Source organism: Escherichia marmotae (assembly GCF_002900365.1).
In the GTDB taxonomy this organism is placed as follows: Bacteria; Pseudomonadota; Gammaproteobacteria; order Enterobacterales; family Enterobacteriaceae; genus Escherichia; species Escherichia marmotae.
Window position 1 is genome coordinate 491070 of record NZ_CP025979.1, and the last position, 24442, is coordinate 515511.

29 protein-coding genes and 4 pseudogenes are annotated in these 24442 nt (G+C 50.0%); 16 read left to right on the forward strand and 17 right to left on the reverse strand.

Annotation, left to right across the window (positions count from 1 at the left end):
- The 6 genes and pseudogenes from cheB (at position 1) to flhE (ending at position 5925) form a co-directional block, all read left to right on the forward strand.
- Positions 1 to 1050 (forward strand): protein-glutamate methylesterase/protein glutamine deamidase, encoded by a 1050-nt coding sequence (cheB, locus tag C1192_RS02480; RefSeq protein WP_000036407.1) that lies wholly within the window; start codon positions 1 to 3, stop codon positions 1048 to 1050.
- 14 nt (positions 1051 to 1064) lie between these two features.
- The gene (cheY, locus tag C1192_RS02485) at positions 1065 to 1454 is read left to right on the forward strand and encodes a chemotaxis response regulator CheY (RefSeq protein WP_000763855.1); all 390 of its coding nucleotides are present in this window, start codon (positions 1065 to 1067) and stop codon (positions 1452 to 1454) included.
- A 10-nt stretch (positions 1455 to 1464) separates the two neighbouring features.
- The gene (cheZ, locus tag C1192_RS02490; protein WP_038355602.1) at positions 1465 to 2109 is read left to right on the forward strand and encodes a protein phosphatase CheZ; all 645 of its coding nucleotides are present in this window, start codon (positions 1465 to 1467) and stop codon (positions 2107 to 2109) included.
- Between the two features lie 201 nt (positions 2110 to 2310).
- Positions 2311 to 3459, forward strand: a complete 1149-nt coding sequence (gene flhB / locus C1192_RS02495; RefSeq protein WP_038355601.1) for a flagellar biosynthesis protein FlhB — start codon at positions 2311 to 2313, stop codon at positions 3457 to 3459.
- Positions 3452 to 5530: pseudogene (flhA, locus tag C1192_RS02500) on the forward strand (flagellar biosynthesis protein FlhA). Before flhB ends, flhA begins: the two are co-directional and overlap by 8 nt.
- On the forward strand, positions 5530 to 5925 hold the full coding sequence (flhE, locus tag C1192_RS02505; protein WP_001257156.1) for a flagellar protein FlhE: 396 nt from the start codon (positions 5530 to 5532) through the stop codon (positions 5923 to 5925). Before flhA ends, flhE begins: the two are co-directional and overlap by 1 nt.
- A 52-nt stretch (positions 5926 to 5977) precedes the next feature.
- On the opposite strand, the gene argS is transcribed toward flhE, so the two are convergent.
- Entirely contained in the window at positions 5978 to 7711 is a 1734-nt protein-coding gene (argS, locus tag C1192_RS02510; protein ID WP_001025346.1) for an arginine--tRNA ligase, read from the reverse strand.
- Between the two features lie 215 nt (positions 7712 to 7926).
- Between argS and C1192_RS02520 the strand changes: the two genes are divergently transcribed.
- Together C1192_RS02520 and cutC are read left to right on the forward strand one after the other, a co-directional pair.
- A complete protein-coding gene (locus tag C1192_RS02520) occupies positions 7927 to 8493 on the forward strand; it encodes a VOC family protein (protein WP_001516550.1) in 567 nt (188 codons plus the stop codon).
- Positions 8494 to 8506: 13 nt separating this feature from the next.
- Positions 8507 to 9253 carry a copper homeostasis protein CutC gene (gene cutC / locus C1192_RS02525; RefSeq protein ID WP_038355600.1) on the forward strand — a complete coding sequence of 249 codons (747 nt, stop codon included), beginning with the start codon at positions 8507 to 8509 and terminating at the stop codon, positions 9251 to 9253.
- 339 nt (positions 9254 to 9592) lie between these two features.
- Here cutC and cmoB read toward each other — a convergent pair whose 3' ends face one another.
- From cmoB to C1192_RS02595, 14 genes are all read right to left on the reverse strand, one after another.
- Positions 9593 to 10564 (reverse strand): tRNA 5-methoxyuridine(34)/uridine 5-oxyacetic acid(34) synthase CmoB, encoded by a 972-nt coding sequence (gene cmoB, locus C1192_RS02530; RefSeq protein ID WP_001516547.1) that lies wholly within the window; start codon positions 10562 to 10564, stop codon positions 9593 to 9595.
- The gene (cmoA, locus tag C1192_RS02535) at positions 10561 to 11304 is read right to left on the reverse strand and encodes a carboxy-S-adenosyl-L-methionine synthase CmoA (protein ID WP_038355599.1); all 744 of its coding nucleotides are present in this window, start codon (positions 11302 to 11304) and stop codon (positions 10561 to 10563) included. Before cmoA ends, cmoB begins: the two co-directional genes overlap by 4 nt.
- 40 nt (positions 11305 to 11344) lie before the next feature.
- Complete coding sequence (locus C1192_RS02540) at positions 11345 to 11740, reverse strand: MAPEG family protein (RefSeq protein ID WP_000252971.1); 396 nt, start codon at positions 11738 to 11740, stop codon at positions 11345 to 11347.
- 52 nt (positions 11741 to 11792) lie between these two features.
- Positions 11793 to 12557 (reverse strand): DUF72 domain-containing protein, encoded by a 765-nt coding sequence (locus tag C1192_RS02545; RefSeq protein WP_052463060.1) that lies wholly within the window; start codon positions 12555 to 12557, stop codon positions 11793 to 11795.
- Positions 12545 to 13858, reverse strand: coding sequence for a tyrosine-type recombinase/integrase (locus C1192_RS02550; protein WP_038355597.1), 1314 nt, complete (start codon positions 13856 to 13858; stop codon positions 12545 to 12547). The genes C1192_RS02545 and C1192_RS02550 overlap by 13 nt, the downstream gene beginning before the upstream one ends.
- 55 nt (positions 13859 to 13913) lie before the next feature.
- The gene (locus C1192_RS02555) at positions 13914 to 14150 is read right to left on the reverse strand and encodes an excisionase family protein (RefSeq protein ID WP_000528718.1); all 237 of its coding nucleotides are present in this window, start codon (positions 14148 to 14150) and stop codon (positions 13914 to 13916) included.
- An 8-nt stretch (positions 14151 to 14158) separates the two neighbouring features.
- A complete protein-coding gene (locus C1192_RS02560; RefSeq protein ID WP_001030139.1) occupies positions 14159 to 14305 on the reverse strand; it encodes a hypothetical protein in 147 nt (48 codons plus the stop codon).
- Between the two features lie 3 nt (positions 14306 to 14308).
- The gene (locus C1192_RS02565; protein ID WP_021558719.1) at positions 14309 to 14551 is read right to left on the reverse strand and encodes a DUF4222 domain-containing protein; all 243 of its coding nucleotides are present in this window, start codon (positions 14549 to 14551) and stop codon (positions 14309 to 14311) included.
- A gap of 31 nt (positions 14552 to 14582) precedes the next feature.
- Complete coding sequence (locus tag C1192_RS02570) at positions 14583 to 14954, reverse strand: DUF5406 family protein (RefSeq protein WP_038355596.1); 372 nt, start codon at positions 14952 to 14954, stop codon at positions 14583 to 14585.
- A 40-nt stretch (positions 14955 to 14994) separates the two neighbouring features.
- Positions 14995 to 15822, reverse strand: coding sequence for an SPFH domain-containing protein (locus C1192_RS02575; protein WP_038355595.1), 828 nt, complete (start codon positions 15820 to 15822; stop codon positions 14995 to 14997).
- Entirely contained in the window at positions 15819 to 16007 is a 189-nt protein-coding gene (locus C1192_RS25565; RefSeq protein WP_001242070.1) for a hypothetical protein, read from the reverse strand. The genes C1192_RS02575 and C1192_RS25565 overlap by 4 nt, the downstream gene beginning before the upstream one ends.
- A gap of 176 nt (positions 16008 to 16183) precedes the next feature.
- The gene (locus C1192_RS02585) at positions 16184 to 16765 is read right to left on the reverse strand and encodes a hypothetical protein (RefSeq protein WP_038355594.1); all 582 of its coding nucleotides are present in this window, start codon (positions 16763 to 16765) and stop codon (positions 16184 to 16186) included.
- The gene (locus C1192_RS02590) at positions 16762 to 16959 is read right to left on the reverse strand and encodes a hypothetical protein (protein ID WP_038355593.1); all 198 of its coding nucleotides are present in this window, start codon (positions 16957 to 16959) and stop codon (positions 16762 to 16764) included. Before C1192_RS02590 ends, C1192_RS02585 begins: the two co-directional genes overlap by 4 nt.
- A gap of 196 nt (positions 16960 to 17155) precedes the next feature.
- Complete coding sequence (locus C1192_RS02595) at positions 17156 to 17362, reverse strand: hypothetical protein (RefSeq protein WP_038355592.1); 207 nt, start codon at positions 17360 to 17362, stop codon at positions 17156 to 17158.
- A gap of 385 nt (positions 17363 to 17747) precedes the next feature.
- On the opposite strand from C1192_RS02595, the pseudogene C1192_RS02605 reads away from it, so the two are divergent.
- Positions 17748 to 18899: pseudogene (locus C1192_RS02605) on the forward strand (IS3-like element ISEc16 family transposase).
- A gap of 13 nt (positions 18900 to 18912) precedes the next feature.
- Here C1192_RS02605 and C1192_RS02610 read toward each other — a convergent pair.
- Positions 18913 to 19401 carry a helix-turn-helix domain-containing protein gene (locus C1192_RS02610; RefSeq protein ID WP_038356007.1) on the reverse strand — a complete coding sequence of 163 codons (489 nt, stop codon included), beginning with the start codon at positions 19399 to 19401 and terminating at the stop codon, positions 18913 to 18915.
- A 103-nt stretch (positions 19402 to 19504) separates the two neighbouring features.
- Complete coding sequence (locus tag C1192_RS02615) at positions 19505 to 20161, reverse strand: LexA family protein (protein ID WP_038356006.1); 657 nt, start codon at positions 20159 to 20161, stop codon at positions 19505 to 19507.
- Positions 20162 to 20272: 111 nt separating this feature from the next.
- Here C1192_RS02615 and C1192_RS25865 point away from each other — a divergent pair, with 111 nt between their 5' ends.
- From C1192_RS25865 to C1192_RS02650, 7 genes and pseudogenes are all read left to right on the forward strand, one after another.
- A complete protein-coding gene (locus C1192_RS25865) occupies positions 20273 to 20500 on the forward strand; it encodes a hypothetical protein (RefSeq protein WP_000177361.1) in 228 nt (75 codons plus the stop codon).
- A gap of 1 nt (position 20501) precedes the next feature.
- Complete coding sequence (locus tag C1192_RS02625; protein WP_052463092.1) at positions 20502 to 21248, forward strand: hypothetical protein; 747 nt, start codon at positions 20502 to 20504, stop codon at positions 21246 to 21248.
- Positions 21249 to 21318: 70 nt separating this feature from the next.
- A complete protein-coding gene (locus C1192_RS02630) occupies positions 21319 to 21993 on the forward strand; it encodes a Rha family transcriptional regulator (RefSeq protein ID WP_215420017.1) in 675 nt (224 codons plus the stop codon).
- A 103-nt stretch (positions 21994 to 22096) separates the two neighbouring features.
- A pseudogene (locus C1192_RS25570) lies at positions 22097 to 22468 on the forward strand (ash family protein); the annotation flags it as partial.
- A gap of 15 nt (positions 22469 to 22483) precedes the next feature.
- Positions 22484 to 23125 (forward strand): ash family protein, encoded by a 642-nt coding sequence (locus tag C1192_RS25575; RefSeq protein ID WP_370567156.1) that lies wholly within the window; start codon positions 22484 to 22486, stop codon positions 23123 to 23125.
- 187 nt (positions 23126 to 23312) lie between these two features.
- Positions 23313 to 23546: a hypothetical protein gene (locus C1192_RS02645; protein WP_000621231.1), complete on the forward strand. Its 234-nt coding sequence runs from the start codon at positions 23313 to 23315 to the stop codon at positions 23544 to 23546.
- A pseudogene (locus tag C1192_RS02650) lies at positions 23533 to 24441 on the forward strand (LvrA C-terminal domain-related protein). Before C1192_RS02645 ends, C1192_RS02650 begins: the two are co-directional and overlap by 14 nt.
- Position 24442 lies beyond the last annotated feature (1 nt).

The window sequence follows — 24442 nt, forward strand, 5'->3', positions numbered from 1 at the left end:
ATGAGCAAAATCAGGGTGTTGTCTGTCGATGATTCGGCATTGATGCGCCAGATCATGACGGAAATCATCAACAGCCATAGCGACATGGAAATGGTTGCGACGGCTCCTGATCCGCTGGTCGCGCGTGATTTGATTAAGAAATTCAACCCTGATGTGTTGACGCTGGACGTTGAAATGCCGCGGATGGACGGGCTGGATTTCCTCGAAAAATTAATGCGTTTGCGACCAATGCCGGTGGTGATGGTTTCTTCTCTGACCGGCAGAGGTTCCGAAGTCACGCTGCGCGCGCTTGAGTTAGGGGCGATAGATTTTGTCACCAAACCACAACTGGGTATTCGCGAAGGAATGCTGGCGTATAGCGAAATGATTGCCGAAAAGGTACGAACGGCGTCAAGAGCGAGCCTGGCCGCGCATAAACCGTTATCGCCACCGGCAACGCTGAAGGCTGGCCCGCTGTTGAGTTCAGAAAAATTGATTGCAATTGGTGCCTCAACGGGCGGAACAGAGGCGATTCGTCACGTACTGCAACCGTTGCCACTTTCCAGCCCGGCGCTGTTAATCACCCAGCATATGCCGCCCGGTTTCACCCGCTCTTTTGCTGACCGACTTAACAAGCTGTGTCAGATCGGCGTTAAAGAGGCTGAAGACGGTGAACGCGTCTTACCGGGACATGCCTATATCGCGCCGGGCGATCGGCATATGGAACTGGCGCGCAGTGGCGCGAACTATCAAATCAAAATTCACGATGGCCCGGCGGTTAACCGTCATCGGCCTTCGGTAGATGTGTTGTTCCATTCTGTTGCCAAACAGGCGGGGCGTAATGCTGTTGGGGTGATCCTGACGGGCATGGGTAACGACGGCGCGGCGGGAATGTTGGCGATGCGTCAGGCGGGGGCATGGACCCTCGCGCAAAACGAAGCAAGCAGCGTGGTTTTCGGTATGCCGCGTGAGGCCATCAATTTGGGGGGCGTCTGCGAAGTGGTCGATCTTAGTCAGGTAAGCCAGCAAATGCTGGCAAAAATCAGTGCCGGACAGGCGATACGTATTTAAATCAGGAGTGTGAGATGGCGGATAAAGAGCTTAAATTTTTGGTTGTGGATGACTTTTCCACCATGCGACGCATTGTGCGTAACCTGCTGAAAGAGCTGGGATTCAACAATGTTGAGGAAGCGGAAGATGGTGCCGATGCTCTCAACAAGTTACAGGCGGGCGGTTATGGGTTTGTGATCTCCGACTGGAATATGCCGAATATGGATGGTCTGGAACTGCTGAAAACCATTCGTGCTGATGGCGCGATGTCGGCGTTACCGGTGTTGATGGTGACCGCAGAGGCGAAGAAAGAGAACATTATCGCCGCAGCACAAGCGGGGGCCAGTGGCTATGTGGTTAAGCCATTTACCGCCGCGACGCTGGAGGAAAAACTCAACAAAATCTTTGAGAAACTGGGCATGTGAGGATGCGATTATGATGCAACCATCAATCAAACCGGCTGATGAACATGCCGCTGGCGATATCATTGCGCGCATTGGCAGCCTGACGCGTATGTTGCGTGACAGTCTGCGGGAGCTTGGACTGGATCAGGCGATAGCTGAGGCCGCTGAAGCCATCCCCGATGCCCGCGATCGTTTGTACTACGTCGTGCAGATGACTGCCCAGGCTGCGGAGCGTGCGCTGAACAGTGTTGAGGCGTCACAGCCACATCAGGATGAAATGGAGAAGTCGGCAAAAGCATTAACCCAACGCTGGGATGCCTGGTTTGCCGATCCGATTGACCTTGCCGATGCCCGTGAACTGGTGACCGATACGCGGCAATTTCTGGCGGATGTGCCTGTTCATACCCGTTTCACCAATGCGCAACTGCTGGAAATCATGATGGCACAGGATTTTCAGGATCTCACCGGCCAGGTGATTAAACGGATGATGGATGTGATACAGGAGATTGAACGCCAGTTGTTGATGGTGCTGCTGGAAAACATTCCGGAACAGGATGCGCGTCCGAAGCGTGAAAGCCAGAGTCTGCTTAATGGGCCACAGGTTGATAGCAGCAAAGCGGGTGTGGTAGCCTGCCAGGATCAGGTCGACGATTTGTTGGATAGTCTCGGTTTTTAATTTGTATTGCCTGATATGACGTGACCCGTCGTATCAGGCGGCCGGATGAGACGTTTACACCGCATCCGACAAACGCGGCACCACGCCTGATGTGCTGCGGTAAAAGCCCTAAATCCCGCCTGTTTTGCCCCTTACTCTAACCATTGAACGCTTTCCGCTCTGGCATTATTCACGCTTATCACTATTTCCAGGATTGGCGACGTGTCTGACGAGAGCGACGACAAAACAGAAGCCCCCACACCTCACCGACTTGAAAAAGCACGGGAAGAGGGACAGATCCCGCGCTCCCGTGAGCTAACCTCACTGCTGATTTTGCTGGTGGGCGTGTGTGTTATCTGGTTTGGTGGCGCGTCTCTGGCTCACCGGTTGTCTGGGATGCTCTCCGCCGGGCTGCATTTTGATCACAACATCATCAATGACCCCAACCTAATCCTGGGGCAGATTATTCAGTTAATCAGAGAAGCCATGTTGGCTCTGTTGCCGCTGATTAGCGGCGTGGTGCTGGTGGCACTCATTTCGCCAGTCATATTGGGTGGTCTGGTATTTAGCGGCAAATCATTACAGCCGAAGTTTTCCAAAATCAACCCGTTACCAGGTATTAAACGCATGTTCTCAGCGCAAACCGGCGCAGAGCTGCTGAAAGCGATACTGAAATCCACTTTGGTCGGCAGTGTGACTGGTTTTTATCTCTGGCATCACTGGCCGCAGATGATGCGCTTAATGGCGCAGTCGCCCATTACTGCAATGGCTAACGCGATGGATGTTGTGGGATTGTGCGCGCTTTTAGTGGTGCTTGGGGTCATCCCAATGGTGGGATTTGACGTCTTTTTTCAAATATTCAGCCACCTGAAAAAGCTGCGTATGTCACGGCAGGACATTCGTGATGAGTTCAAACAAAGCGAAGGCGATCCCCATGTCAAAGGGCGAATTCGTCAGATGCAGCGAGCTGCGGCGCGGCGTCGGATGATGGCCGATGTGCCGAAAGCGGACGTCATTGTTAACAACCCAACTCACTACTCAGTGGCATTGCGATATGACGAAAACAAAATGAGTGCGCCGAAAGTGGTCGCCAAAGGTGCAGGGCTGGTAGCACTGCGCATTCGTGAAATTGCCGCTGAAAATAACGTCCCGACCCTTGAAGCACCGCCGCTGGCGCGTGCGCTGTATCGACATGCCGAAATAGGCCAACAAATTCCAGGCCAACTATACGCCGCTGTGGCAGAAGTACTGGCCTGGGTCTGGCAACTGAAACGCTGGCGTCTGGCCGGTGGGCAACGCCCCGTACAACCCACACATCTTCCGGTGCCGGAAGCCCTGGATTTTATCAACGAGAAACAGCCCCATGAGTAATCTGGTCGCAATGCTGCGCCTACCCGCAAACCTGAAATCGACACAATGGCAGATCCTTGCCGGACCGATTTTGATCCTGTTGATCTTGTCGATGATGGTGCTGCCACTGCCCGCATTCATTCTCGACCTGCTGTTTACCTTCAATATTGCCCTGTCGATCATGGTGTTGCTGGTGGCGATGTTTACCCAGCGCACGCTCGAGTTTGCCGCGTTCCCGACCATCCTGCTGTTTACCACGCTGTTGCGTCTGGCGCTCAACGTGGCTTCAACCCGTATCATTTTGATGGAAGGTCATACTGGTGCGGCGGCGGCGGGGAAGGTCGTTGAAGCGTTCGGTCACTTCCTCGTTGGCGGTAACTTTGCAATCGGCATTGTGGTATTCGTCATCCTCGTGATCATCAACTTTATGGTTATCACCAAAGGTGCCGGGCGTATTGCGGAAGTGGGGGCGCGCTTTGTTCTCGACGGTATGCCGGGTAAACAGATGGCGATTGATGCCGACCTCAACGCCGGATTGATTGGTGAAGATGAGGCGAAAAAACGTCGTTCCGAAGTGACCCAGGAAGCCGATTTTTACGGCTCAATGGACGGGGCGAGTAAGTTTGTTCGTGGTGATGCTATTGCCGGGATCCTCATCATGGTCATTAACGTCGTCGGTGGATTGCTGGTCGGCGTGCTGCAACATGGCATGAGCATGGGCCATGCGGCAGAAAGTTATACGCTGTTGACCATCGGTGATGGCCTGGTGGCGCAAATCCCGGCGCTGGTTATTTCTACCGCTGCGGGGGTCATCGTCACGCGTGTCAGCACCGATCAGGATGTTGGCGAGCAGATGGTGAATCAGCTTTTCAGTAACCCCAGAGTCATGTTGTTAAGTGCCGCAGTACTGGGGTTACTTGGTCTGGTGCCAGGAATGCCAAACCTGGTCTTTTTACTGTTCACGGCGGGACTGCTGGGGCTGGCGTGGTGGATCCGTGGACGCGAACAAAAAGCGCCTGCCGAACCGAAGCTGGTAAAAATGGCGGAGAATAATGCCGTTGTTGAAGCGACGTGGAACGATGTGCAACTGGAAGACTCGCTGGGAATGGAGGTGGGGTATCGGCTGATCCCGATGGTCGATTTTCAGCAGGATGGCGAGTTGCTGGGGCGTATTCGCAGTATTCGTAAGAAATTTGCCCAGGAGATGGGCTTTCTGCCGCCGGTGGTGCACATTCGCGACAATATGGATCTGCAACCTGCCCGCTATCGTATCCTGATGAAAGGCGTTGAAATTGGTAGTGGCGATGCCTATCCGGGGCGCTGGCTGGCGATCAACCCGGGGACAGCCGCCGGAACATTACCCGGCGAAGCGACGGTCGACCCGGCGTTTGGTCTGAATGCTATCTGGATCGAAAGCGCGCTAAAAGAACAGGCGCAGATTCAGGGATATACCGTGGTTGAGGCCAGCACGGTGGTCGCAACGCATCTTAACCACCTCATTAGCCAACATGCCGCCGAACTGTTTGGTCGTTAGGAGGTGCAGCAGTTACTGGATCGCGTCGCCCAGGAGATGCCAAAGCTAACGGAGGACTTAGTTCCTGGCGTCGTCACGCTCACCACGCTGCACAAGGTGCTACAAAACCTGCTTGATGAAAAAGTGCCGATTCGCGATATGCGCACCATCTTCGAAACGCTGGCGGAACATGCGCCCATCCAGAGCGAACCACATGAATTAACCGCCGTCGTCCGCGTGGCGCTTGGTCGGGCGATTACTCAGCAATGGTTTCCCGGCAAAGATGAAGTTCACGTTATTGGCCTGGACACGCCGCTGGAGCGTTTGCTGTTACAGGCATTGCAGGGCGGGGGCGGGCTGGAGCCGGGACTGGCGGATCGTTTGCTGGCACAAACTCAGGAGGCATTATCCCGTCAGGAGATGCTGGGCGCGCCGCCAGTGCTGTTGGTGAACCATGCGCTGCGGCCATTATTATCTCGTTTTCTGCGCCGTAGCCTGCCGCAACTGGTGGTGCTTTCGAATCTCGAACTCTCTGATAACCGCCAAATCCGTATGACGGCGACGATTGGCGGCAAATAATGAGGAGCTTATTAGCTATTTTGTTGTTTCCGATGCTTGTGCAGGCTGCCGGGGAGGGCATGTGGCAGGCAAGTAGCGCGGGCGTGACGCTGAATCATCGTGGTGAATCGATGTCGTCAGCGTCTCTGACTTCGCGACAACCGGTTTCAGGATTGGTGACGCTGGTGGCCTGGCGTTATCAGCTTATCGGCCCGACACCTGTAGGGCTGCGCGTGCGCTTGTGTTCGCTATCTCGTTGTGTCGAATTAGACGGGCAGAGCGGGAGTACGGTGGCATTTACCGGCGTACCTGCGACAGAACCGTTGCGCTTTATCTGGGAAGTTCCAGGCGGTGGGAGGTTAATTCCGCCGCTGAAGGTGCAGCGTAATGAAGTGATTGTGAATTATCGGCGGTGATAAAAAAGCCGATGTCCGTAACTGCGACATCGGCCTTTGACACATAACGCGATTACATACGCTCTACAGTCTCAATACCCAGCGTATCCAGACCCAGTTTCAGCGTCTTCGCGGTCAGTTGTGCCAGTTTCAGACGGCTGTTACGCACTTCTTCGTTTTCTGCGCTGAGGATCGGGCAGTGCTCGTAGAAGCCAGAGAACAGACCAGCCAGATCGTACAGGTAAGCACACATCACGTGCGGTGTACCTTCACGGGCAACCACCGTGAGGGTTTCTTCAAATTGCAGCAGGCGAGCGGCCAGTTGCGCTTCACGATCCTCACGGATGACAACCGGAGCCGCAGCCAGTTGATCTTCGTTAATTTCCGCTTTACGGAACACGGACAGCACACGGGTGTAGGCATACTGCATATACGGCGCAGTGTTACCCTCGAACGCCAGCATGTTGTCCCAGTCGAAGATGTAGTCGGTAGTGCGGTTTTTGGAGAGATCCGCGTATTTCACCGCGCCGATACCGACCGCATTGGCCAGTTTTTCCAGCTCGTCGGCTGGCATATCCGGGTTCTTCTCAGCCACCAGACGACGCGCGCGTTCCAGTGCTTCATCCAGCAGATCTGCCAGTTTCACCGTACCGCCAGCGCGGGTTTTGAATGGTTTACCGTCTTTACCCAGCATCATGCCGAACATGTGGTGTTCCAGCGGTACGGATTCTGGTACATAACCTGCTTTGCGTACGATTGCCCATGCCTGCATCAGGTGCTGATGCTGACGGGAGTCGATGTAATACAGCACGCGATCGGCATGAAGAGTTTCATAACGATACTTCGCACAGGCGATATCGGTAGTGGTGTAGAGATAGCCACCATCTTTCTTCTGAATGATAACGCCCATCGGCTCGCCTTCCTTGTTCTTGAACTCATCAAGGAATACAACGGTCGCGCCTTCACTTTCTACTGCCAGACCTTTGGCTTTCAGATCTGCCACGATACCCGGCAGCATCGGGTTGTAGAGGCTTTCGCCCATCACATCATCGCGAGTCAACGTTACGTTCAGACGATCGTAAGTGATCTGGTTCTGCGTCATGGTGATGTCGACCAGTTTGCGCCACATTTCGCGGAAGTATTCGTCACCGCTTTGCAGTTTTACCACGTAGTTACGTGCACGTTCGGCAAACTCTTCATCTTCGTCGTAATGCTTTTTCGCATCGCGGTAGAAACCTTCGAGATCTGCCAGCTCCATTTCACCGGCGTTTTCCTGCTGCTGTTTTTCCAGCCACGCAATCAGCATACCGAACTGGGTGCCCCAGTCACCGACGTGGTTAGCGCGAATTACGTTGTGACCGAGGAACTCCAGGGTACGCACAGCCGCGTCACCAATGATGGTGGAACGCAGATGCCCTACGTGCATCTCTTTCGCCACGTTTGGCGCGGAGTAGTCCACCACAATGGTCTGTTTTTCTGGTGTAGCAACACCGAGACGATCGGACGCCAGCGCCTGCTGAACATGTTCAGCCAGGAATACCGGATCAAGGAAAATGTTGATAAAACCTGGGCCGGCGATCTCAACTTTACTGGCGATACCGTTAAGATCCAGATGAGTCAGCACCTGCTCTGCTAATTGTCGCGGTGCCATACCCAGTTTTTTAGCAACTGCCATCATGCCGTTAGCCTGATAGTCGCCGAACTGAACTTTTGCTGACTGACGAACCTGCGGTTCGCAATCCGCAGGCGCGCCTGCCGCAATCATGGCCTGACGGACTTTTTCTGAGAGAAGAGCCTGAATATTCACCGGAATACCTTACATTGATGAAGCGAGCGAGAATTGCCCGCACCAGTTAAAGAAATTAGGGCGGGAGTATACTGCAAATGGCTGTTTTCGTCAGCAACGTGCGCGTGGCGTATTGCCGTTTTCACTATTGCACCGGGGACTGCGCGAAATCAGCAGTTGGTTGGCGCAGGGCAACAAGGTAAATTAACGCTTTTGCTGAAAGACGAAGAGTGATTATGGCTAACTGGCAATCTGTCGACGAGTTGCAGGATATTGCAACGGATTTACCGCGATTTATCCACGCATTAGACGAACTTTCCCGTCGTCTGGGGCTGGATATTACTCCGCTGAATGCCGATCACATTTCCTTGCGTTGTCATCAAAACGCCACCGCTGAACGCTGGCGTCGTGGGTTTGAACAGTGCGGCGAACTCCTGTCAGAAAATATGATCAATGGCAGACCGATTTGCCTGTTTAAATTGCATGAACCGGTACAGGTTGCTCACTGGCAGTTTTCGATAGTTGAGTTACCGTGGCCTGGGGAAAAACGTTACCCGCACGAAGGCTGGGAACATATCGAAATCGTTCTGCCTGGTGATCCAGAGACACTGAACGCCCGTGCACTGGCATTACTTTCTGATGAAGGGCTTAGTCAGCCGGGGATCTCGGTTAAAACCAGTTCGCCAAAAGGTGAGCATGAGCGATTACCCAATCCAACGCTGGCCGTCACCGACGGTAAAACCACGATTAAGTTTCATCCGTGGTCCATTGAAGAGATCGTCGCCAGTGAGCAGTCGGCGTAATTAAGGAGTAAAAATGGCATTACTGGAAATTTGCTGTTACAGCATGGAGTGCGCGCTGACGGCGCAGCAAAACGGTGCCGACAGAATAGAGCTGTGTGCGGCACCGAAAGAAGGTGGCTTAACGCCGTCGCTGGGCGTGCTGAAGTCTGTGCGTCAGCAGGTTACTATCCCTGTGCATCCGATTATCCGTCCTCGCGGTGGCGATTTTTGCTACAGCGACGGCGAGTTTGCAGCCATTCTTGAGGACATCCGCACAGTACGCGAATTGGGATTTTCTGGACTGGTGACGGGGGTTCTGGATGTTGACGGTAATGTCGATATGCCACGAATGGAAAAAATAATGGCGGCTGCCGGTTCGCTGGCCGTCACTTTTCATCGCGCCTTCGATATGTGCGCTAACCCTTTAAATGCACTGAATAATCTTGCGAAATTAGGCATTGCCAGGGTGCTGACATCAGGGCAAAAATCAGACGCGCTGCAAGGTTTATTAAAAATTATGGAACTTATTGCCTATGGTGATGCTCCAATCATCATGGCCGGAGCTGGAGTTCGTGCAGAAAACCTGCACCACTTCCTCGATGCCGGAGTGCTGGAAGTCCATAGCTCCGCGGGAGCGTGGCAAGCCTCACCGATGCGTTATCGTAATCAAGGATTGTCCATGTCATCAGATGCACTCGCGGACGAGTATTCGCGTTATGTCGTAGACGGGGCGGCGGTTGCCGAAATGAAAGGAATCATTGAACGCCATCAGGCCAAATGATTTTTACCGTTGCATCATGTCGCCCAATATGATGCTTGCTCGTACTAGGCCCCTGCAATTTCAACAGGGGCCTTTTTTTATCCTTGATCAGTATGAAAAATGAACCTGAAGGCAAAGACAAAATGGCGTGGCTGATCAGGCGCATAAGAAGTAAATAGCGCCCGGAAACGGGCGCTAAATTGAAAGTGTGCTTTATTCATGCCGGATGCGGCGTGAACGCCTTATCCAGCCTGCAAATTTGTGCAAATTTAACATATTGCAGGAGACGGGTAGGCCTGATAAGCGTAGCGCATCAGGCGGTTTTGGCGTTTGTCATCAATCTCAGCGCTCGGAAACGGGTTACGGCTTACGCGCAATCAGCACCGCGCGTTTAGGCGCAGGATAACCTTCTACCGTTTTACTCGGATCATGCGGGTCGAGGAAATCGGACAGAGACTCGGTAACCATCCATTCAGTACGGCGCTGCTCTTCTGTAGAGGTAACGCTCACGTCCGCAATGCGGATATCAACAAACCCACACTTCTTCAGCCAGTTTTTCAGCGCCAGTGCTGATGGAATGAAATAGACATTACGCATTTGCGCGTAACGATCGCCTGGCACCAGTACTGTGTGCTCATCGCCATCAACAATCAGCGTTTCCAGCACCAGTTCGCCTTCATTCACCAGTTGATCTTTTAACTGCCACAGATGTTCCAGCGGTGAGCGGCGATGGTACAGCACGCCCATCGAAAAGACGGTATCAAAGGCTTTCAGCGCCGGAAGTTGTTCAATACCTAACGGCAGCAGATGCGCGCGCTGATCGTTACCTAACAACTTACGCACCGCTTCGAACTGGCAGAGAAAAAGTTGCGTAGGGTCAATCCCCACCGCCAGATGCGCGCCTGCGCCAATCATGCGCCACATGTGATAACCGCTGCCGCAGCCAACATCGAGGATCGTGCGCCCGGTCAAATCAGAGAGATGCGGCAGAACACGATCCCATTTCCAGTCAGAACGCCATTCGGTGTCGATGTTAACGCCATACAGCGAGAACGGCCCTTTACGCCACGGCATCAGGTTGCGCATCAGTGTTTCAATGCGTTTAATCTGCCCGGCACTCAGCGGCTCTTTGCTTTCCGCCGTTACGCTATGCAGTAAATCAAGACGATACGGTTTAATTTCGGGCAGAAATTCCACCGCATTGGACCACTGTTTAAACAGACCGTGCTGCTGTTCACGTTGCCAGTTGGCAATCTGTGCAGGGAGGGTTTCCAGCCAGTGCGAAAGATGATTTTTGGCAATCAGAGAATAAAAGTTACCAAAGTCGATCATGCAGCGTCCTCTGCTTTCAATGCCACCAGTGAGCCAAAGTTAAAGCACTGGAACCATAACTCGCTATGTTCAAATCCGGCTTTATGCAGGCGTGCTTTATGGGTTTCCACAGAATCGGTCAGCATCACGTTTTCTAACATGCTGCGTTTTTGGCTGATCTCCAGCTCGCTGTAACCGTTGGCGCGTTTAAAATCGTGGTGCATGTTGAACAGCAGTTCACCGACTTTGGCATCTTTGAAACTGAATTTTTCCGAAAGCACCAGCGCACCGCCAGGATTCAGTCCTTGATAAATTTTATCCAGTAATGCCTGACGTTCAGAAGGCTCAAGGAATTGCAGGGTAAAATTCAGTACCACCATCGACGCGTTTTCAATGGCAATATCGCGAATATCACCCTCGATTACTTCTACAGGTGTTGGCGCTTTATAGGCGTCGATATGGCGACGGCAGCGTTCAATCATCGCCGGGGAGTTGTCGATGGCGATAATTTTACAATTATCATGATGAATATTGCGACGCACCGAGAGCGTCGCCGCGCCCAAAGAACAGCCCAGATCGTAAACCTGCGTACCAGGTTGTACGAAGCGTTCGGCCAACATGCCAATCATTGAAATAATATTGGAATAGCCGGGAACGGAACGTTGGATCATATCCGGGAAGACTTCGGCTACCCGTTCATCAAAGGTCCAGTCGCCCAGTCTGGCGATAGGGGCAGAAAATAACGTGTCGCGGTGAGACATAACGTAAAAATCCGGGAAAAAGAAAGTGGCGTATTGTGCGCTAACGCAGGGAGAAAACCAACTCCCAGGGCATATACCAAAGATTCGCCAGCACCATCAGCAACAGCGCACACCAGGTGGCGCTCATGCCGGAACGCCGCCAGCGAAACAGACGGTGATGAAAACCGTAATAATGCATCAGACGCCCGGCAAGCAGAACAATGCCGCAAATATGTACCATCCAGGTTTCTGCGCCATTCATTTCCATAAACAGCATCAATACAATCGCGATGGGAATATATTCCACCGCGTTACCGTGAATGCGAATGGCGCTTTGCAGTTCGCTAAAACCGCCGTCACCATAGGCAACGCGATATTGCATTCGCAGGCGAACAACATCAAAAGAGAACTTCATTAATAACAACGCACCTAAAACGGCATACAGCGCGCTTACCATACAAACTCCCTTTAAAATGGCCGATGGCTCCTGTCTATGATAGGTGGCAATTTCAGAAAAGAGAAGATTGCTGTGGAATAGCCGGAACTGCTCCGATCTCTGGAAGTGTCTTACGTAAGTCTTCCCAAAGGGTATGTACCAGTTCCGGTGCCTGGGCAATATCTGGCGTATGTAAAAAAAGATAAGGCGTGGTGGTCTGGTGCCACTGTGCTAATTTTTGTAACCAGACCTGAAATAATTCCCGATTTTGCGTCATATCATCGCTGCCGATAAAACGGATCAGTGGGTTTGTCGCTGTTAATACGGCATGAACCGGAACTTTGGGCTTTTTCCGTTGCGCGTCGCGAATGGCTTCATTATGCGGACGCGCTGCATGAACCGGACGGCTGTCTAAAATCACCCGATTAACGCCGCGCTGATGCAAACCGCGATTAAGCGTTTGTTCCTCTACCTCTTTGGCAAAAAACAGCGGATGACGAACTTCCACACCATAGGTAAATTCGCGAGGAAGGGAATCGAGAAAGTGCCACAGTGCAGACAGATCCCGGGGGCCAAATGTGGCGGGCAGTTGCAGCCAGTATTGCCCAATGCGCGGCGCTAACGGTGACATGCGGGTTAAAAATTCTGCTACTAAATCATCGCAATGTCGCAATGCGGCCTGGTGCGAAATGGTCGCCGGAAATTTAAAACAAAAACGAAAATCATCGCTGGTTTGCTCGCGCCAGCGCAGAACCACTTCCGGCTTTGGCAGAGCATAAAGGGTCGTGTTGCCCTCCACGCAGTTAACATGACGGGTATTAAAGATTAACTTACTGATTTTAAAAAGCCTCTTAGGTCTCCTTGATGACCATGGGACATCATTGGGACATAATCTGCCAGCTTCTGATTCAGCATTGCGATCTGTTCTGCATTACTGTCAGTCATCCATGCTCCGTATACATTGAACACCATCTGGGCACTTGCATGGCCCATCTGGCTGGCAATGAAACTTGGGTTTGCTCCAGCAGATAATGACCAGCACGCATAAGTGTGTCGTGACTGGTATGCCTTTCGATACCTGATCCCCGCACGCTTAATGGCTGTTTCCCATGAGTCGCCAATGGAATCTACCTTGTAGATAAAACCTACCTGTTTGCTTTTTCTAACCACCTGGGGGTTAAATACGAAAGTACATTCATGATTCACTGAACGTCCATATTCACGTAGTTGAACCTTGATGTGGTGCTGCTTACCCAGTCTTGTCATTTCAGCCTGATTTTTCAGGACACTGATAGCGGGCTGGATAAGATGCACAACCCTGTTTGTACTTGCTTCAGTTTTAGGTAGAGTGAACTCACCGAGTTTCGTATAATTGCGCCTGATAGTAATTGTTCCTGCTTTCAGATCGATATCTTCCCAGGCCAGGGAGACCAGCTCACCATGACGCATTCCTGTGTACACAGCCAATGACCACAGGTTTTTTGTCTGCTGATGCCGGCAAGCATCTATCAGGCGAATAAATTCGTCACGAGTTAGCGGATCTGGCTCTGCCCTGGCTTTTTTAAGAGGCTTAATTCCCTCGAAGGGATTTGCTTCTAAGTAACCGTGATCTGCAGCAAACTGAAACATTCCCGCGATTGTCGTCATATAATAATTTACAGTAACGACGCTCCGTCCTCTTGCTGGTGCTTTGTCTTTCGTTGAATTCTGATATCCGGTCAGCAAATCTTTCCTGATATACAGCAATTCCTCTTTGGTCACCGTTGACACCAGTCTGCTACCTCCAATTTTCGGAATCATTGTTCTTGCAACGGACTCATAGCGATTGAATGCATTTGCAGAGATTTCCATGCGTTTCAGATCCAGCCACTTTTCTTCAAGTTCTTTCACCGTAATTTCTTTTTTATTTACCCCAAAAGCCTTGAGGTTAGGAGAGTCAGGGAACTGCGCAGCGTAATCAAAGTTTCCTGTACGAATGGCAAAACATACAGATGTCCGCAGCTCTCCGGCGATCTTCCTGTTCTTGGCAGTGTCAGGGACACCAAGATTTTCCCTAACACGTTTACCTTTAAAATTAAACCAGATGCGTAATGTGCCACCGTGGTTTTCGACGCCTGTTGGATATTTGACTTTATCCATCGATACCTCCAGACGCCCAAGAGCGATATGAGCTTACATATTTCATGGTATTAAATCACCTAGGTTGTTTGTTTTTCATTGAAGCGACCCAGGCATCGATTGCTTTTCTGTTATACATACATTCGCTGGAAGGTTTTGGATTACCGTCAGGCGATACGTGAATATACTCTCTTCCTACCATCCAGCATTCTTTCCGGGCCCGGAGAATTGTGCCTGGTTTGAGCCCGGTAATTGCGATAAGAACGCTTTCACAAACCCATTCATTGGGAGCCAGTTGAATCACATTGCCCATGCATTACCTCACACAACACTCAGCCCACGGCAGTGGCACCACACTTCAAACATTCGTTTCACAATTTCACGGCAGTAGAAACCGTCAACATCTCGCGTCAGGTCATAGCGATTGCCGTAACGCTGGCGTACCCATAGCTCAAACGCTTTATTCATTCTTTATTTCCTTTTCATGGCCCGTAATTTTTTCAGATGAGTTTCCTGTTCTGTTTCTGCCAGAATTTGTCGGTATTCCTGGTGATCGAGCCGTTCAAACAGTTCATTAAAATCGTTTATTTTTACCGACTGTGTTCGCCCATCCATTCTTCTGTACAACACAGTGTTATTTATGCAGCGAATAATTTTTACCGGGTAACCGGCACTGTCGGTATACAGTTGTCCCTGATTAATCAAAGCGAACATTTTTTCTCCTGCTCTCTGAATAGTGAGAACTTCAGAGCCGTATGTTTGTAGCGGGTTCAATACTGATAATTTCTGCTGAGATAAGCATCCCGGCAAGCCAGAGTTCTCCGGACAGGTCTTCATCCTGACATATCAGTTCGCCAATATTAATGGTGGCCATGATATCTGTTCCCCCTGTGCGCTCATCCTCGACTTCTTCATAAGGCAGTGTTGCGTACAGGCTTTCAATAGCGCAACTGATAACATCCAGTCCGGTCAGATTGCCGCCGACAGTAACTTCGAATGTTTCGCGGTATTCCCATAACCCGAAAGTTAATCGAACGGTTTGTTTTGCCATGCGTCCGCATGACGTCAGATTCGGGTCATAGTTCATTATTTGCGGTTGAGTATTATGGGTGTTCATCTGCTATTCCCTTAGCCCGGCGGCCTGCCGGGCGTATAAGTTATTTAACCTGGATAAATGGTGTATTAGCACCGCTGGCCATGTATTGCGGCAGTGTGCCGTTCCATTTATTGATGGCTTCCAGTTCCATAACTCCAGGGTTCTGGCGCAGAGCTTCACCGCGTAAACGAATAGCATCGGCTTCGGCCTGGGCTTTTGTGCGAATCGCATCAGCCTGTCCGGCAGCTTCCGCGCGCAGCATGTTGGCTTCCGCTTCGCGCTGTTTTACTTCCTGCTCGCGTTGCAGGGTTTTCTGGTTTGCCGTGACTTTGGCATTAATGCTGTCGATAACGGTTGGTGGGTACTCCGGTTTACCCACATATGAGAGGCTCATTACCTGAATACCGATGGATGTCATTTCTGCCTGAATGTCTTTAAGAGCAGCATCCAGCAGTTCAGACTTGCCGCCGTCGATAAATTTGTCGGTGGTCATTTTGCTGGCCAGTCGGTTGAGTGCGTCGGCGATCTTCTGGCGCAGGTCGGTGTCGGTAATGTCATCCACGCCTTTGCGGTAAGTCTGAAACACCGTGGTAACTTTGGATGGATCAACTTTGTAGGCCACGCCGATGTGATAGCCGATGGTTGTACCGTCACTCATCTGGAAACTGAATGGTTCATCGTAGGTCTTCATTTGCTTGAAGGTAGGGAAGATGTAAACCTCAGTATTCCAGCCAGTCCAGTAGCGACCAACACCGACCACCTCACCGACGCCTTTGTCGTCGCCCAGTTTATTTACCTTGATGCCAACATTACCTGGTTCAACGCGATCGCACCCGACAAGGCTAATGGTCGGCAGAACAATGGCTAAAGCAAAAATAATTTTTTTCATCTTTTATCCTTAGTGAAAGAAAGACCCTTGTAAATGGCATAAATGCAGGGCGGGGTCAGAAACGCCAGTGCAAAGCCAGAAATAACTGCTATCGTATCCTTCATGGATATAAGGAACGGAACGAGTAATCCGTAAATGCATGCGATAATTGCCAGTAAAATTACTATTGTGAAATACAGTCTCATTGGTCTGTGGTATCCCGATATTTTTAACCGACTGACAGCGCAATAAAGAGAATAATGATTTCAGTTAGTGTCAGCACTGTGGCAAGGATTAAAATCAGTTTTACTCTGTTTAATTCACGGTTGCTTTTCATATAAACGGTTAGTAAAAAACGGAAGAATTATATTCTTCTTAATATTTAATGTGTCACTGGCGCTTCTGGCATACCATGAGTATTCAGATCGTGAATCATTTCATCCAGAAGGAGTTCAAGCCCTTCGCGCCCCATAGCAGAAACAATGAAACCATTATCAGGATCTGCGATGAGCATATTTTGATAGAGAAACAGAACTCGCCCCATGCCTTCAGCTTCGCCATATTTTTCAATAAACCCCCATTCGACATGGTTTTGCAGGGCAATGCGAAGTGGCCCGGGGTAGATACTCAGGCAACCATGTTTCCCCTTGTAAATAACTGCGCGATCTGTAGTTCCGTTATCGTTAGGGATATCAATGGTGCCGTTCTTATACTCCTCTTCATTAATAAATACCGTTACATACAGCCAGCGCCACTGTGCAACCTTCATATCGATAGAACAGTTTTCTAAAATCCCGGACTCATCGGCTTCTGCTAGGCACTGGAGAATGCTTAAACCGCGTGAATTTGGATAATCGTATTCACCGGCATCAAGACGTCGCACAGCTTCAACATAATCAATAGTAGTGTCACCAATCTTTATTCCATGCGTTGTTACTTCAGGTTTGAATTCTGAATTTTTCATAAAGTCTGTTCCGCTTGTTTATTTGCAGGTGGAATAATCGTGTAACCAGCCCTTTCCGCCATCCACAAAAAAGTGTCCATACTGCCAACGAATTCATCGTCTAACAGATGCTTTGAATAAGTGACCTTGCCGTTTTCGATGGTGAGGAAGAGTCTAACTTTTTCATGAGTTATGTTTTGCTGTTTTTCTTTCATTTATTTATCTCCCATATGCTTTGCGCAAATACAGGTTGGCTATATGAAGATAAGAATCTCCATGTTGTGCAATGAGGCAGGCAGTTTTATACGATGCCTTATGTTTCAGGAAAGTCATAACATAATCTCCTGCGAATAAAGGTTGCAACAATCCCCGGCGATAAAACCGTAATAAACATTCAGGGAATATTTATTGTTATTGCGCTAATTCTTTTTCGGCAGCAGCTTTTGCATATTCACATGCAAAATTCAGAATTTCGCTGCCAAGTGTTTTTGTTTCGTGATTACTTGACATATGTAATGCCTGTGTTGCATGCAATAAATGATAAACATTTACCGCAAATGAGTCCGGCTCCAGACAAATGCCTTCATAATCATCTTGTTGTGAGGTTGTTTCTGTCATTGCTCCTGAAGTGCATGCGAGCCTGTTTTTGACAATTCTCTTTCCTCTAATCACTATATCGGCAACATCTATTGCCTTTACAACCTCCGGGAGAAGTTCCGGGTTTGTATAATCAAAGTCATCAACATGGAGAACAGTTATGTTTTCGAACTTTTTCATGGCTTCCTCAGCTGACTTATATGTTCTGCTATATAGCGAGTCTCAGAAGTGTTTTCATATTGAGACTGTTTCCGCAATGATTGATAAAAATGTTCGCATGTACCTTGAGGGGCGAAGCGGCGATTATGTCACCATTGGTATTGGTTCTTCCGTAGAAGAGCTTTGATCTTACCCACCAATAGTGGACACAGGACTAAGTGAGTAAACTCTCAACCAGAGGTGACTCATGACAAAACCAGTATCAATCAGCAAGAAGCCCCGTAAACAACATACGCCTGAATTTCGTAACGAAGCCCTGAAACTCGCTGAACGCATCGGTGTGGCCGCCGCAGCCCGTGAACTCAGCCTGTATGAATCTCAGCTTTATGCCTGGCGCAGTAAACAGCAGCAACAAATGAGTTCGTCAGAGCGCGAAAGCGAACTGGCCGCTGAAAATGTCCGCCTTAAACGACAACTGGCGGAGCAGGCTGAGGAACTGGCCATCCTCCAAAAGGCCGCGACATACTTCGCGAAGCGCCTGAAATGAAGTATGTCTTCATCGAAAATCATCGGGCAGAGTTCAGCATCAAAGCGATGTGTCGTGTACTTCGGGTTGCCCGCAGCGGCTGGTATGTCTGGCTCAGGCGTCGTCACCAGATGAGCCTGCGCCAACATGTTTCGGCTCACCTGCGATACCGCTGTTCATAAGGCATTCTTTGAGGCAAAGCAGCGATACGGTGCTCCCCGCCTTGCTGACGAACTGCCGGAGTTCAATATTAAAACCATTGCCGCCAGCCTGCGTCGTCAGGGGCTGCGGGCGAAAGCCGGCCGGAAGTTCAGCCCGGTCAGCTACCGTGCACATGGCCTGCCCGTATTGGAGAATCTGCTGGAGCAGGACTTCAGCGCCAGCGGCCCGAACCAGAAGTGGGCGGGTGACATCACGTACTTGCGTACCGATGAGGGCTGGTTGTATCTCGCAGTAGTCATCGACCTGTGGTCACGCGCCGTTATTGGCTGGTCGATGTCACCGCGAATGACAGCACAACTGGCCTGTGATGCACTGCAAATGGCGTTGTGGCGGAGAAGACGCCCGGAAAGCGTCATTGTTCATACGGACCGTGGTGGTCAATACTGTTCAGGGGATTATCAGGCGCTGCTGAAGCGACACAACCTGCGTGGCAGTATGAGTGCGAAAGGCAACTGTTATGACAATGCCTGTGTGGAAAGCTTCTTTCATTCGCTGAAGGTGGAATGTATCCACGGGGAACGCTTTAGCAGCCGGGAAATAATGCGGGCAACGGTGTTTAATTATATCGAGTGTGATTACAATCGCTGGCGTCGTCACAGTGCCTGTGGCGGTCTCAGCCCGGAACAATTTGAAAACCATAATCTCGCTTAGGGCCGTGTCCACATTACGTGGGTAGGATCACTTCGCGAGATAAGGAGCAAACTTGTTGAGATGCGTCATGGTGTTGCTGCTCCTCACTTTTTGGTTGCTCCGGAGGAGTAACCTCGCCAGTTAACAGCCACATCGGATCACAGCCCAGAATATTAGCCAGTGGGATAAGCATACTGATAGTTGGTTCATAGTCTCCGCTCTCCCACTGGATGATGATATCTTCATCGAGATTGAGCAGCCTGGCCACTTCGGCGGTTGTTAAGCCACAGGCTTCGCGTTGGGTGCGGAGGCGGTTGTTGATTACAGTATTTTTGCTCTGTAAAAGCATTGCTGACGATAGCTTTCTGGATATGCTATTTGTCATATCCCATGCCAGTCCTGCGCATGACTCGATATCGCCAGAGAGCGTAGCATCTGGCGTTGCTTTGGCTATTAGTGTAATGAGGCTGCCGAGGTTTTTCAGTTCTTCAAGACAGTCAAGAGTTGTAGCTTTATTGATCATGAGATGATACCTCAGTTACGAACTTTGTTTTATGGTAACTAAGGTATCAAGGTGTGGCAAGTGATTTTTGATACTTTGGTTTCTTTTTGTGTTTTGAGTCTGGTCAGAAAATATCCCACCTGGCATCAACCACAACACCTACTATTTCGCAATCATTGTCCATTTCTATGATTGGATATTGTGGATTAAGGGGCTTTAGAAACGCCTTTCCCATTTCAGAAATATATTTTTTGAATGTTGCTTCATTGGTGGATTTTTTTCTGGCGATGACGTAACATCCTGAAAAAACTTCTTTATCTGGGTTGACAAGGATCGACATTCCTTCAGGAAATGTTATTCCTACGGGCGAAGTCATTGAGTCTCCGTGCACTTCCAGCCAGAACCCCCTCTCACCAGCGTATTTTACAGAATGCCTCCAGTTATCCTGATCATACATGTTGTAGTCATCACCAGCAGTTGCGAATAATCCTGCCTGAACCCAGTTAATTACAGGGTAAGAGTGTGCTGTGTCTCTCTGTGGGCAGCTCTTAACATTATTTTCCCAATGCTTATCTTTTGCATCTCCGCTCTGAAGCCACTGCGGTGAACACTGCAGTGCAGCTGCGACTTTAAAAAGGGTGTCACCGTTGAAACTTTTTGTAAGGCCTTGCTCGGCTTTACTGATTGCAACTCTGGTGACCCCTGCTTTTTTAGCCAACGCATCTTGCGTTAACCCAGCTTTTTGTCGTGCGTTGATGAGGCGTTCACCTAAAGATTTCATTTTTCTTCTCCTTTCATGGCTGCTGATACTAAAGTAACAGAATCTCTTGATACTTTGGATTCTCGTGTTTAACATTCTTGGATAACAGAGTATCTGGTGTGAGACTAAAGAATGACCCTTTATGAAATATTAAAAACTCAATTTAAAACCAATGCCGCTATTGGCCGCAGGTTCCCAAAGAAAGGAAAGCCTCGTGGCAGTCAAGGTGTTGGAAAGTGGAAAACGAGAGGTGTTCCAGAGGACGTAGCTATTCTCTGCCATCTGGATCCAAGTATCCCGTATATCCATCCTGATTTAGCGCACACAGAAGAGGGGCAAGGTAAGCAATCGGAGGTGTGATATGTCACAGTGCTTAGCGATGCTTCAGAAACTTAATCAGCGTATTAAGGCTGGGAAGAATTTCTGCGGGAGTTTTGATAACCGGAACAATCCGCCTGTCTTCATAGAGCTCACTAGCTTTCAGTGCGTTAAAAAAGTTATCTACGGCTTGTTGGTAACTTCGTGCTTGTCTGCTGCTCAGGTGAGGGCGCAGTCTTCTGAAATCGTCTCTGGATATATGTGGCATATCCCGTTTTCCGTCTCGGCAACCCTCGCGGAAGGCGTCAAGGATCAGGAACAATTCATCAGCGACGGCATTGAACTCTTTCCGCTTATCTCGATTTTTGGCAAGCCAGTGTCCGAGCCAGGCGCCAAGTCCAAAAGCACTAACCGTCCAGATGAAGGTAACAAGGCGCGGGTTGGTATTGAACAGAAGAACAAACTCACTCCAGATGATTCCCATAATTTCTGGCGACTCCTTTTTGTTCAGGTAGCGGCATTTCTTGTTGCATTTCCTGTTGGTGCTTATTTCAGCATGCGGGCAAATCTTCGCAATGACTGGCGTAAGCATATCCAGAAAGGAAGACGCCTGAAAGTACCCGTACTGGCTATGTTCTCCATCACAGGCATCAGCGATCGCATTAAACCTCGATCTTGGCAGATATGGGAACGGAAGCATTGGTTTCAGGATATGCGGATATGCCATGGGATCGAGGCTGCTTATAGGGATGCATGGCTCTGGAAAAAGCGCGTAACTGAGAAGTGCTGAACCGTGATCCCAATAATTTATCCGTAAGGAGGTATCAGTGAACACCGCAATTTTTAACGATAAAGCATCCATGACCAGCGTTGAGATCGCAGAGTTGGTGGGCAGCCAACACAAAGATGTTAAGCGCAGCATTGAAAGGCTCATGGATAAGGGGATTATTCGAAGTGCGCCAATGGCGAATTTCGAAATAATCAACAACTTAGGGTTAAAACGAAATGTAGGTGCTTACATCTTCGAAGGCGAACAAGGTAAGCGCGACAGCATCATTGTCGTCGCTCAGCTTTGCCCCGAATTCACAGCTCGCCTGGTAGATCGCTGGCGCGAACTGGAAGAACAGATCCGTAAGCCAATGAGCGAAATCGAAATGGTTGCAGCGATGGCTCTTGAAGCCGTTCGTCAGCAGAAACGGATCACTCAGGTGGAAGAAAAAGTCAGCCATGTTGCCGAAACAGTCGAGCAAATCAAAAAGGGCACCATTCGTGAGGGCTATGCCGGATATCGCCAACTGAAAGCGAAAACCGGTTTGTCAGATGATAAATGCCGCAATCTGGTGAACGCTTATCAAATTCCTACAGACACCCACGAGTTCATGACGCCGGACGGATTGTTATCACGTCGCGCAATTGTTGCTGTGGAACCGTTTATGGCTGCTTTTTATCGGGTTATGGAGGAAGCAGAACCGCGAGGGACTCGCTGGTATCACCCGAAAATGGGGTTGTTTCAGGTTATTGGCTGGCAGCGGTGAAAAAAAAGCCGGGTAGTAACCCGGCTCGCTCAACGTTGATACAGGCAACTGCATAAAGCAGGCCCAAGAATCCAAGAACGTTAACAAAAATACCAGCAAGCATATGAACGTTTCAAGCCTAAATATTGATTCTGCAATTTCGGGACGTTACACTGTCTCTGCACCTTATAAAGCGGGTGCTGGGATTGGAACCCCGGAATTGCTCGAGGCGATATATGACGCGCCAGCGTCTTTTTTATCGTCCATGCTCACGCACGCCAGAATTATGGTGGGCTGGGCAGGGGAGCCGAAAGGCTCGCCGGTTTCCTTGAGCGCCGGTAGTTCCAACCCTGTTCAGTCCGCCACCAGCGAGCTTGGAACCTCCGGTGGTGGAAGTTTTTCACTGCTCAAGGAGGCTGCCATCATGGCTACAGTCCCAACTTCCCCATACCTGAAAATCGAAGTCGTCAACGGCAAGGCCGTTACTACATCTCTTTTCGAATACCTCAAACTGTTGCGCCTTGCTGGTGTTCCGGGTTATATTTCTCGCGTTGCTGTAAATCCAGCAACCGGGCTTCGCATCCCGAAACATCACACAGGGCTGACACGCCATAAGCGTGTTTTTTTGTCTACGCACGTCTATTCAATGGCGGCTCAGATGGGAGCTTCTTCGGAAGCGCCGGTTTTCCCTTGTGTGTCCGGTAATGCGAATCCTGTCTGGGCTGCCACCAATCATGGTTTCGCATCCGTGGGTGGTAGCTGTAAAGCACACACACAAGGGGCTGTCACCATGACTACCACCACTACTCACCCATTCCTCAAAATTGAGACCGTCAACGGCAAGGCCGTTATTTTCTCCCTGCATGTTGCCTGCCATTTCAAGCGCATGCACCAGAACATTGTCGACAAAATCGAGTATCTGAACTGCTCGCGCGAGTTTTTCACCCGTAATTTCATACCCGGCACTTATCACCTTTATGGCGATTCTTTGCGTGGTTATTACATAACTCTTGATGGTCTGATGATGCTTCAGCTTGGGTTAAGTCTGCGCACGATGCGGTACTACGAGAGCTGTATTGAAGCATTTCATGAGGTAGAGAACAGCCTGAATCTTACCGCTTTCCGCCGTAATCAATGGGAGGCGCGTCCATGATTAGTTACGAAATTATTATTTCCACAACTGAATACAGAAACGATGTATCAGTTCGCACGGATACGTCTGTCTGGCACCGCCGCTATAAATCCAGGAAAACAGCGGAACGTAAAGCAGCGGAGATGTGTGAAACCATCGCAATGAAAGGCAGCCCGGTTAAATACATCACAACGGCGGAGGTGCGTCCATGATTCGTCGTGTTGTGAATTCTCTGTATCACCGATACAACCGTTGCCCCCGTGTGGGGCAGTGGTTCACCACCAGCAACGGCCACGTTCTGCGGGTTTGCCTGGTCAATACAGAAAGCCAGAAGGTTGTCTGTCAGGTTCAGGGACGTACTCATACTCTGAGTTATCCGCTGGTGGCGTTTCAGTCCGGAAAAATGTTTAAACGCCTGGGAGGTGGCTATGCGTCCGTCTGATCTTCTGCTCGATTTTGGACATCCGGTTGCTTATTACCCTGGGCTCGTTAAATACATGGGAAGTCCGCACGCTGTTATTTTCTTTGGTCAGATTTTTTACTGGCAGGATAAAACACATGCAGCGGAAGGCGTACATAAAACGCGTGAAGAGATACAACACGAAACCGGACTTACATTTGAACAACAGGCTGTAGCGCGTAAGCATCTTGTGTCCAGAGGCATTTTGGTTGAAACCAACAAGCGTCTTGAGCACAAAATGTTCTACCGTATAGATTGTGAGCGCCTTAATGAAATTATCAATGAAAACAATCAGCTTTCCCGAAATGGGGAAACCCGTTTTCGGGAAACTGTAAAATCCAATTTCGCGGAGAAGGGAAAGCCTTCACCGCGGACACGGGAAACCCCTCGCAGCGGAGAAGGGAAAACCAATTTCGATCTTACAGAGAATACAACAAAGATTACTTCAGAGAATACTACAGAGAGTAAAAACACTATTTGCGCATCCGCTGACGCGTCTGCACCAGCGCGTTCTGCCCGACAGGAATATTCACCGGAATTTGAACAGGCCTGGTAGGAATATCCCAAACGTGCTGGTGGTAATTCCAAGTCAGCAGCCTTCAAAGCCTGGAAAGCCCGTATCAGGGAGGGAATAAAACCGGAGAGCATGCTTGATGGCGTGAAGCGGTATGCCGCCTGGGTACGTGCGACAGGAAATACCGGCACACAGTTCGTGAAGCAGGCGTCGACGTTCTTTGGACCCGATCGTCACTTCGAAGACTTCTGGCAACAGCCAGCCGCTCCCGGAGGTGGGCGGCAGCGACAGGCTGATGTCCTGTCTGGCCTTGGTGCCATGTCTGACAAATTCGGTAAATCCAGTAACAAACTGACATTCTGAG

Bases quoted from the DNA above. Each gene is read 5' to 3' on its own strand.
- cheB (WP_000036407.1), top strand. From the start codon at position 1: ATGAGCAAAATCAGGGTGTTGTCTGTCGATGATTCGGCATTGATGCGC.
- cheY (WP_000763855.1), top strand. From the start codon at position 1,065: ATGGCGGATAAAGAGCTTAAATTTTTGGTTGTGGATGACTTTTCCACC.
- cheZ (WP_038355602.1), top strand. From the start codon at position 1,465: ATGATGCAACCATCAATCAAACCGGCTGATGAACATGCCGCTGGCGAT.
- flhE (WP_001257156.1), top strand. From the start codon at position 5,530: ATGAGGAGCTTATTAGCTATTTTGTTGTTTCCGATGCTTGTGCAGGCT.
- C1192_RS02520 (WP_001516550.1), top strand. From the start codon at position 7,927: ATGGCTAACTGGCAATCTGTCGACGAGTTGCAGGATATTGCAACGGAT.
- cutC (WP_038355600.1), top strand. From the start codon at position 8,507: ATGGCATTACTGGAAATTTGCTGTTACAGCATGGAGTGCGCGCTGACG.
- cmoB (WP_001516547.1), bottom strand. From the start codon at position 10,564: ATGATCGACTTTGGTAACTTTTATTCTCTGATTGCCAAAAATCATCTT.
- cmoA (WP_038355599.1), bottom strand. From the start codon at position 11,304: ATGTCTCACCGCGACACGTTATTTTCTGCCCCTATCGCCAGACTGGGC.
- C1192_RS02540 (WP_000252971.1), bottom strand. From the start codon at position 11,740: ATGGTAAGCGCGCTGTATGCCGTTTTAGGTGCGTTGTTATTAATGAAG.
- C1192_RS02550 (WP_038355597.1), bottom strand. From the start codon at position 13,858: ATGGATAAAGTCAAATATCCAACAGGCGTCGAAAACCACGGTGGCACA.
- C1192_RS02555 (WP_000528718.1), bottom strand. From the start codon at position 14,150: ATGGGCAATGTGATTCAACTGGCTCCCAATGAATGGGTTTGTGAAAGC.
- C1192_RS02560 (WP_001030139.1), bottom strand. From the start codon at position 14,305: ATGAATAAAGCGTTTGAGCTATGGGTACGCCAGCGTTACGGCAATCGC.
- C1192_RS02565 (WP_021558719.1), bottom strand. From the start codon at position 14,551: ATGTTCGCTTTGATTAATCAGGGACAACTGTATACCGACAGTGCCGGT.
- C1192_RS02570 (WP_038355596.1), bottom strand. From the start codon at position 14,954: ATGAACACCCATAATACTCAACCGCAAATAATGAACTATGACCCGAAT.
- C1192_RS02575 (WP_038355595.1), bottom strand. From the start codon at position 15,822: ATGAAAAAAATTATTTTTGCTTTAGCCATTGTTCTGCCGACCATTAGC.
- C1192_RS25565 (WP_001242070.1), bottom strand. From the start codon at position 16,007: ATGAGACTGTATTTCACAATAGTAATTTTACTGGCAATTATCGCATGC.
- C1192_RS02585 (WP_038355594.1), bottom strand. From the start codon at position 16,765: ATGAAAAATTCAGAATTCAAACCTGAAGTAACAACGCATGGAATAAAG.
- C1192_RS02590 (WP_038355593.1), bottom strand. From the start codon at position 16,959: ATGAAAGAAAAACAGCAAAACATAACTCATGAAAAAGTTAGACTCTTC.
- C1192_RS02595 (WP_038355592.1), bottom strand. From the start codon at position 17,362: ATGACAGAAACAACCTCACAACAAGATGATTATGAAGGCATTTGTCTG.
- C1192_RS02610 (WP_038356007.1), bottom strand. From the start codon at position 19,401: ATGATCAATAAAGCTACAACTCTTGACTGTCTTGAAGAACTGAAAAAC.
- C1192_RS02615 (WP_038356006.1), bottom strand. From the start codon at position 20,161: ATGAAATCTTTAGGTGAACGCCTCATCAACGCACGACAAAAAGCTGGG.
- C1192_RS25865 (WP_000177361.1), top strand. From the start codon at position 20,273: ATGACCCTTTATGAAATATTAAAAACTCAATTTAAAACCAATGCCGCT.
- C1192_RS02625 (WP_052463092.1), top strand. From the start codon at position 20,502: ATGTCACAGTGCTTAGCGATGCTTCAGAAACTTAATCAGCGTATTAAG.
- C1192_RS02630 (WP_215420017.1), top strand. From the start codon at position 21,319: ATGACCAGCGTTGAGATCGCAGAGTTGGTGGGCAGCCAACACAAAGAT.
- C1192_RS02645 (WP_000621231.1), top strand. From the start codon at position 23,313: ATGATTCGTCGTGTTGTGAATTCTCTGTATCACCGATACAACCGTTGC.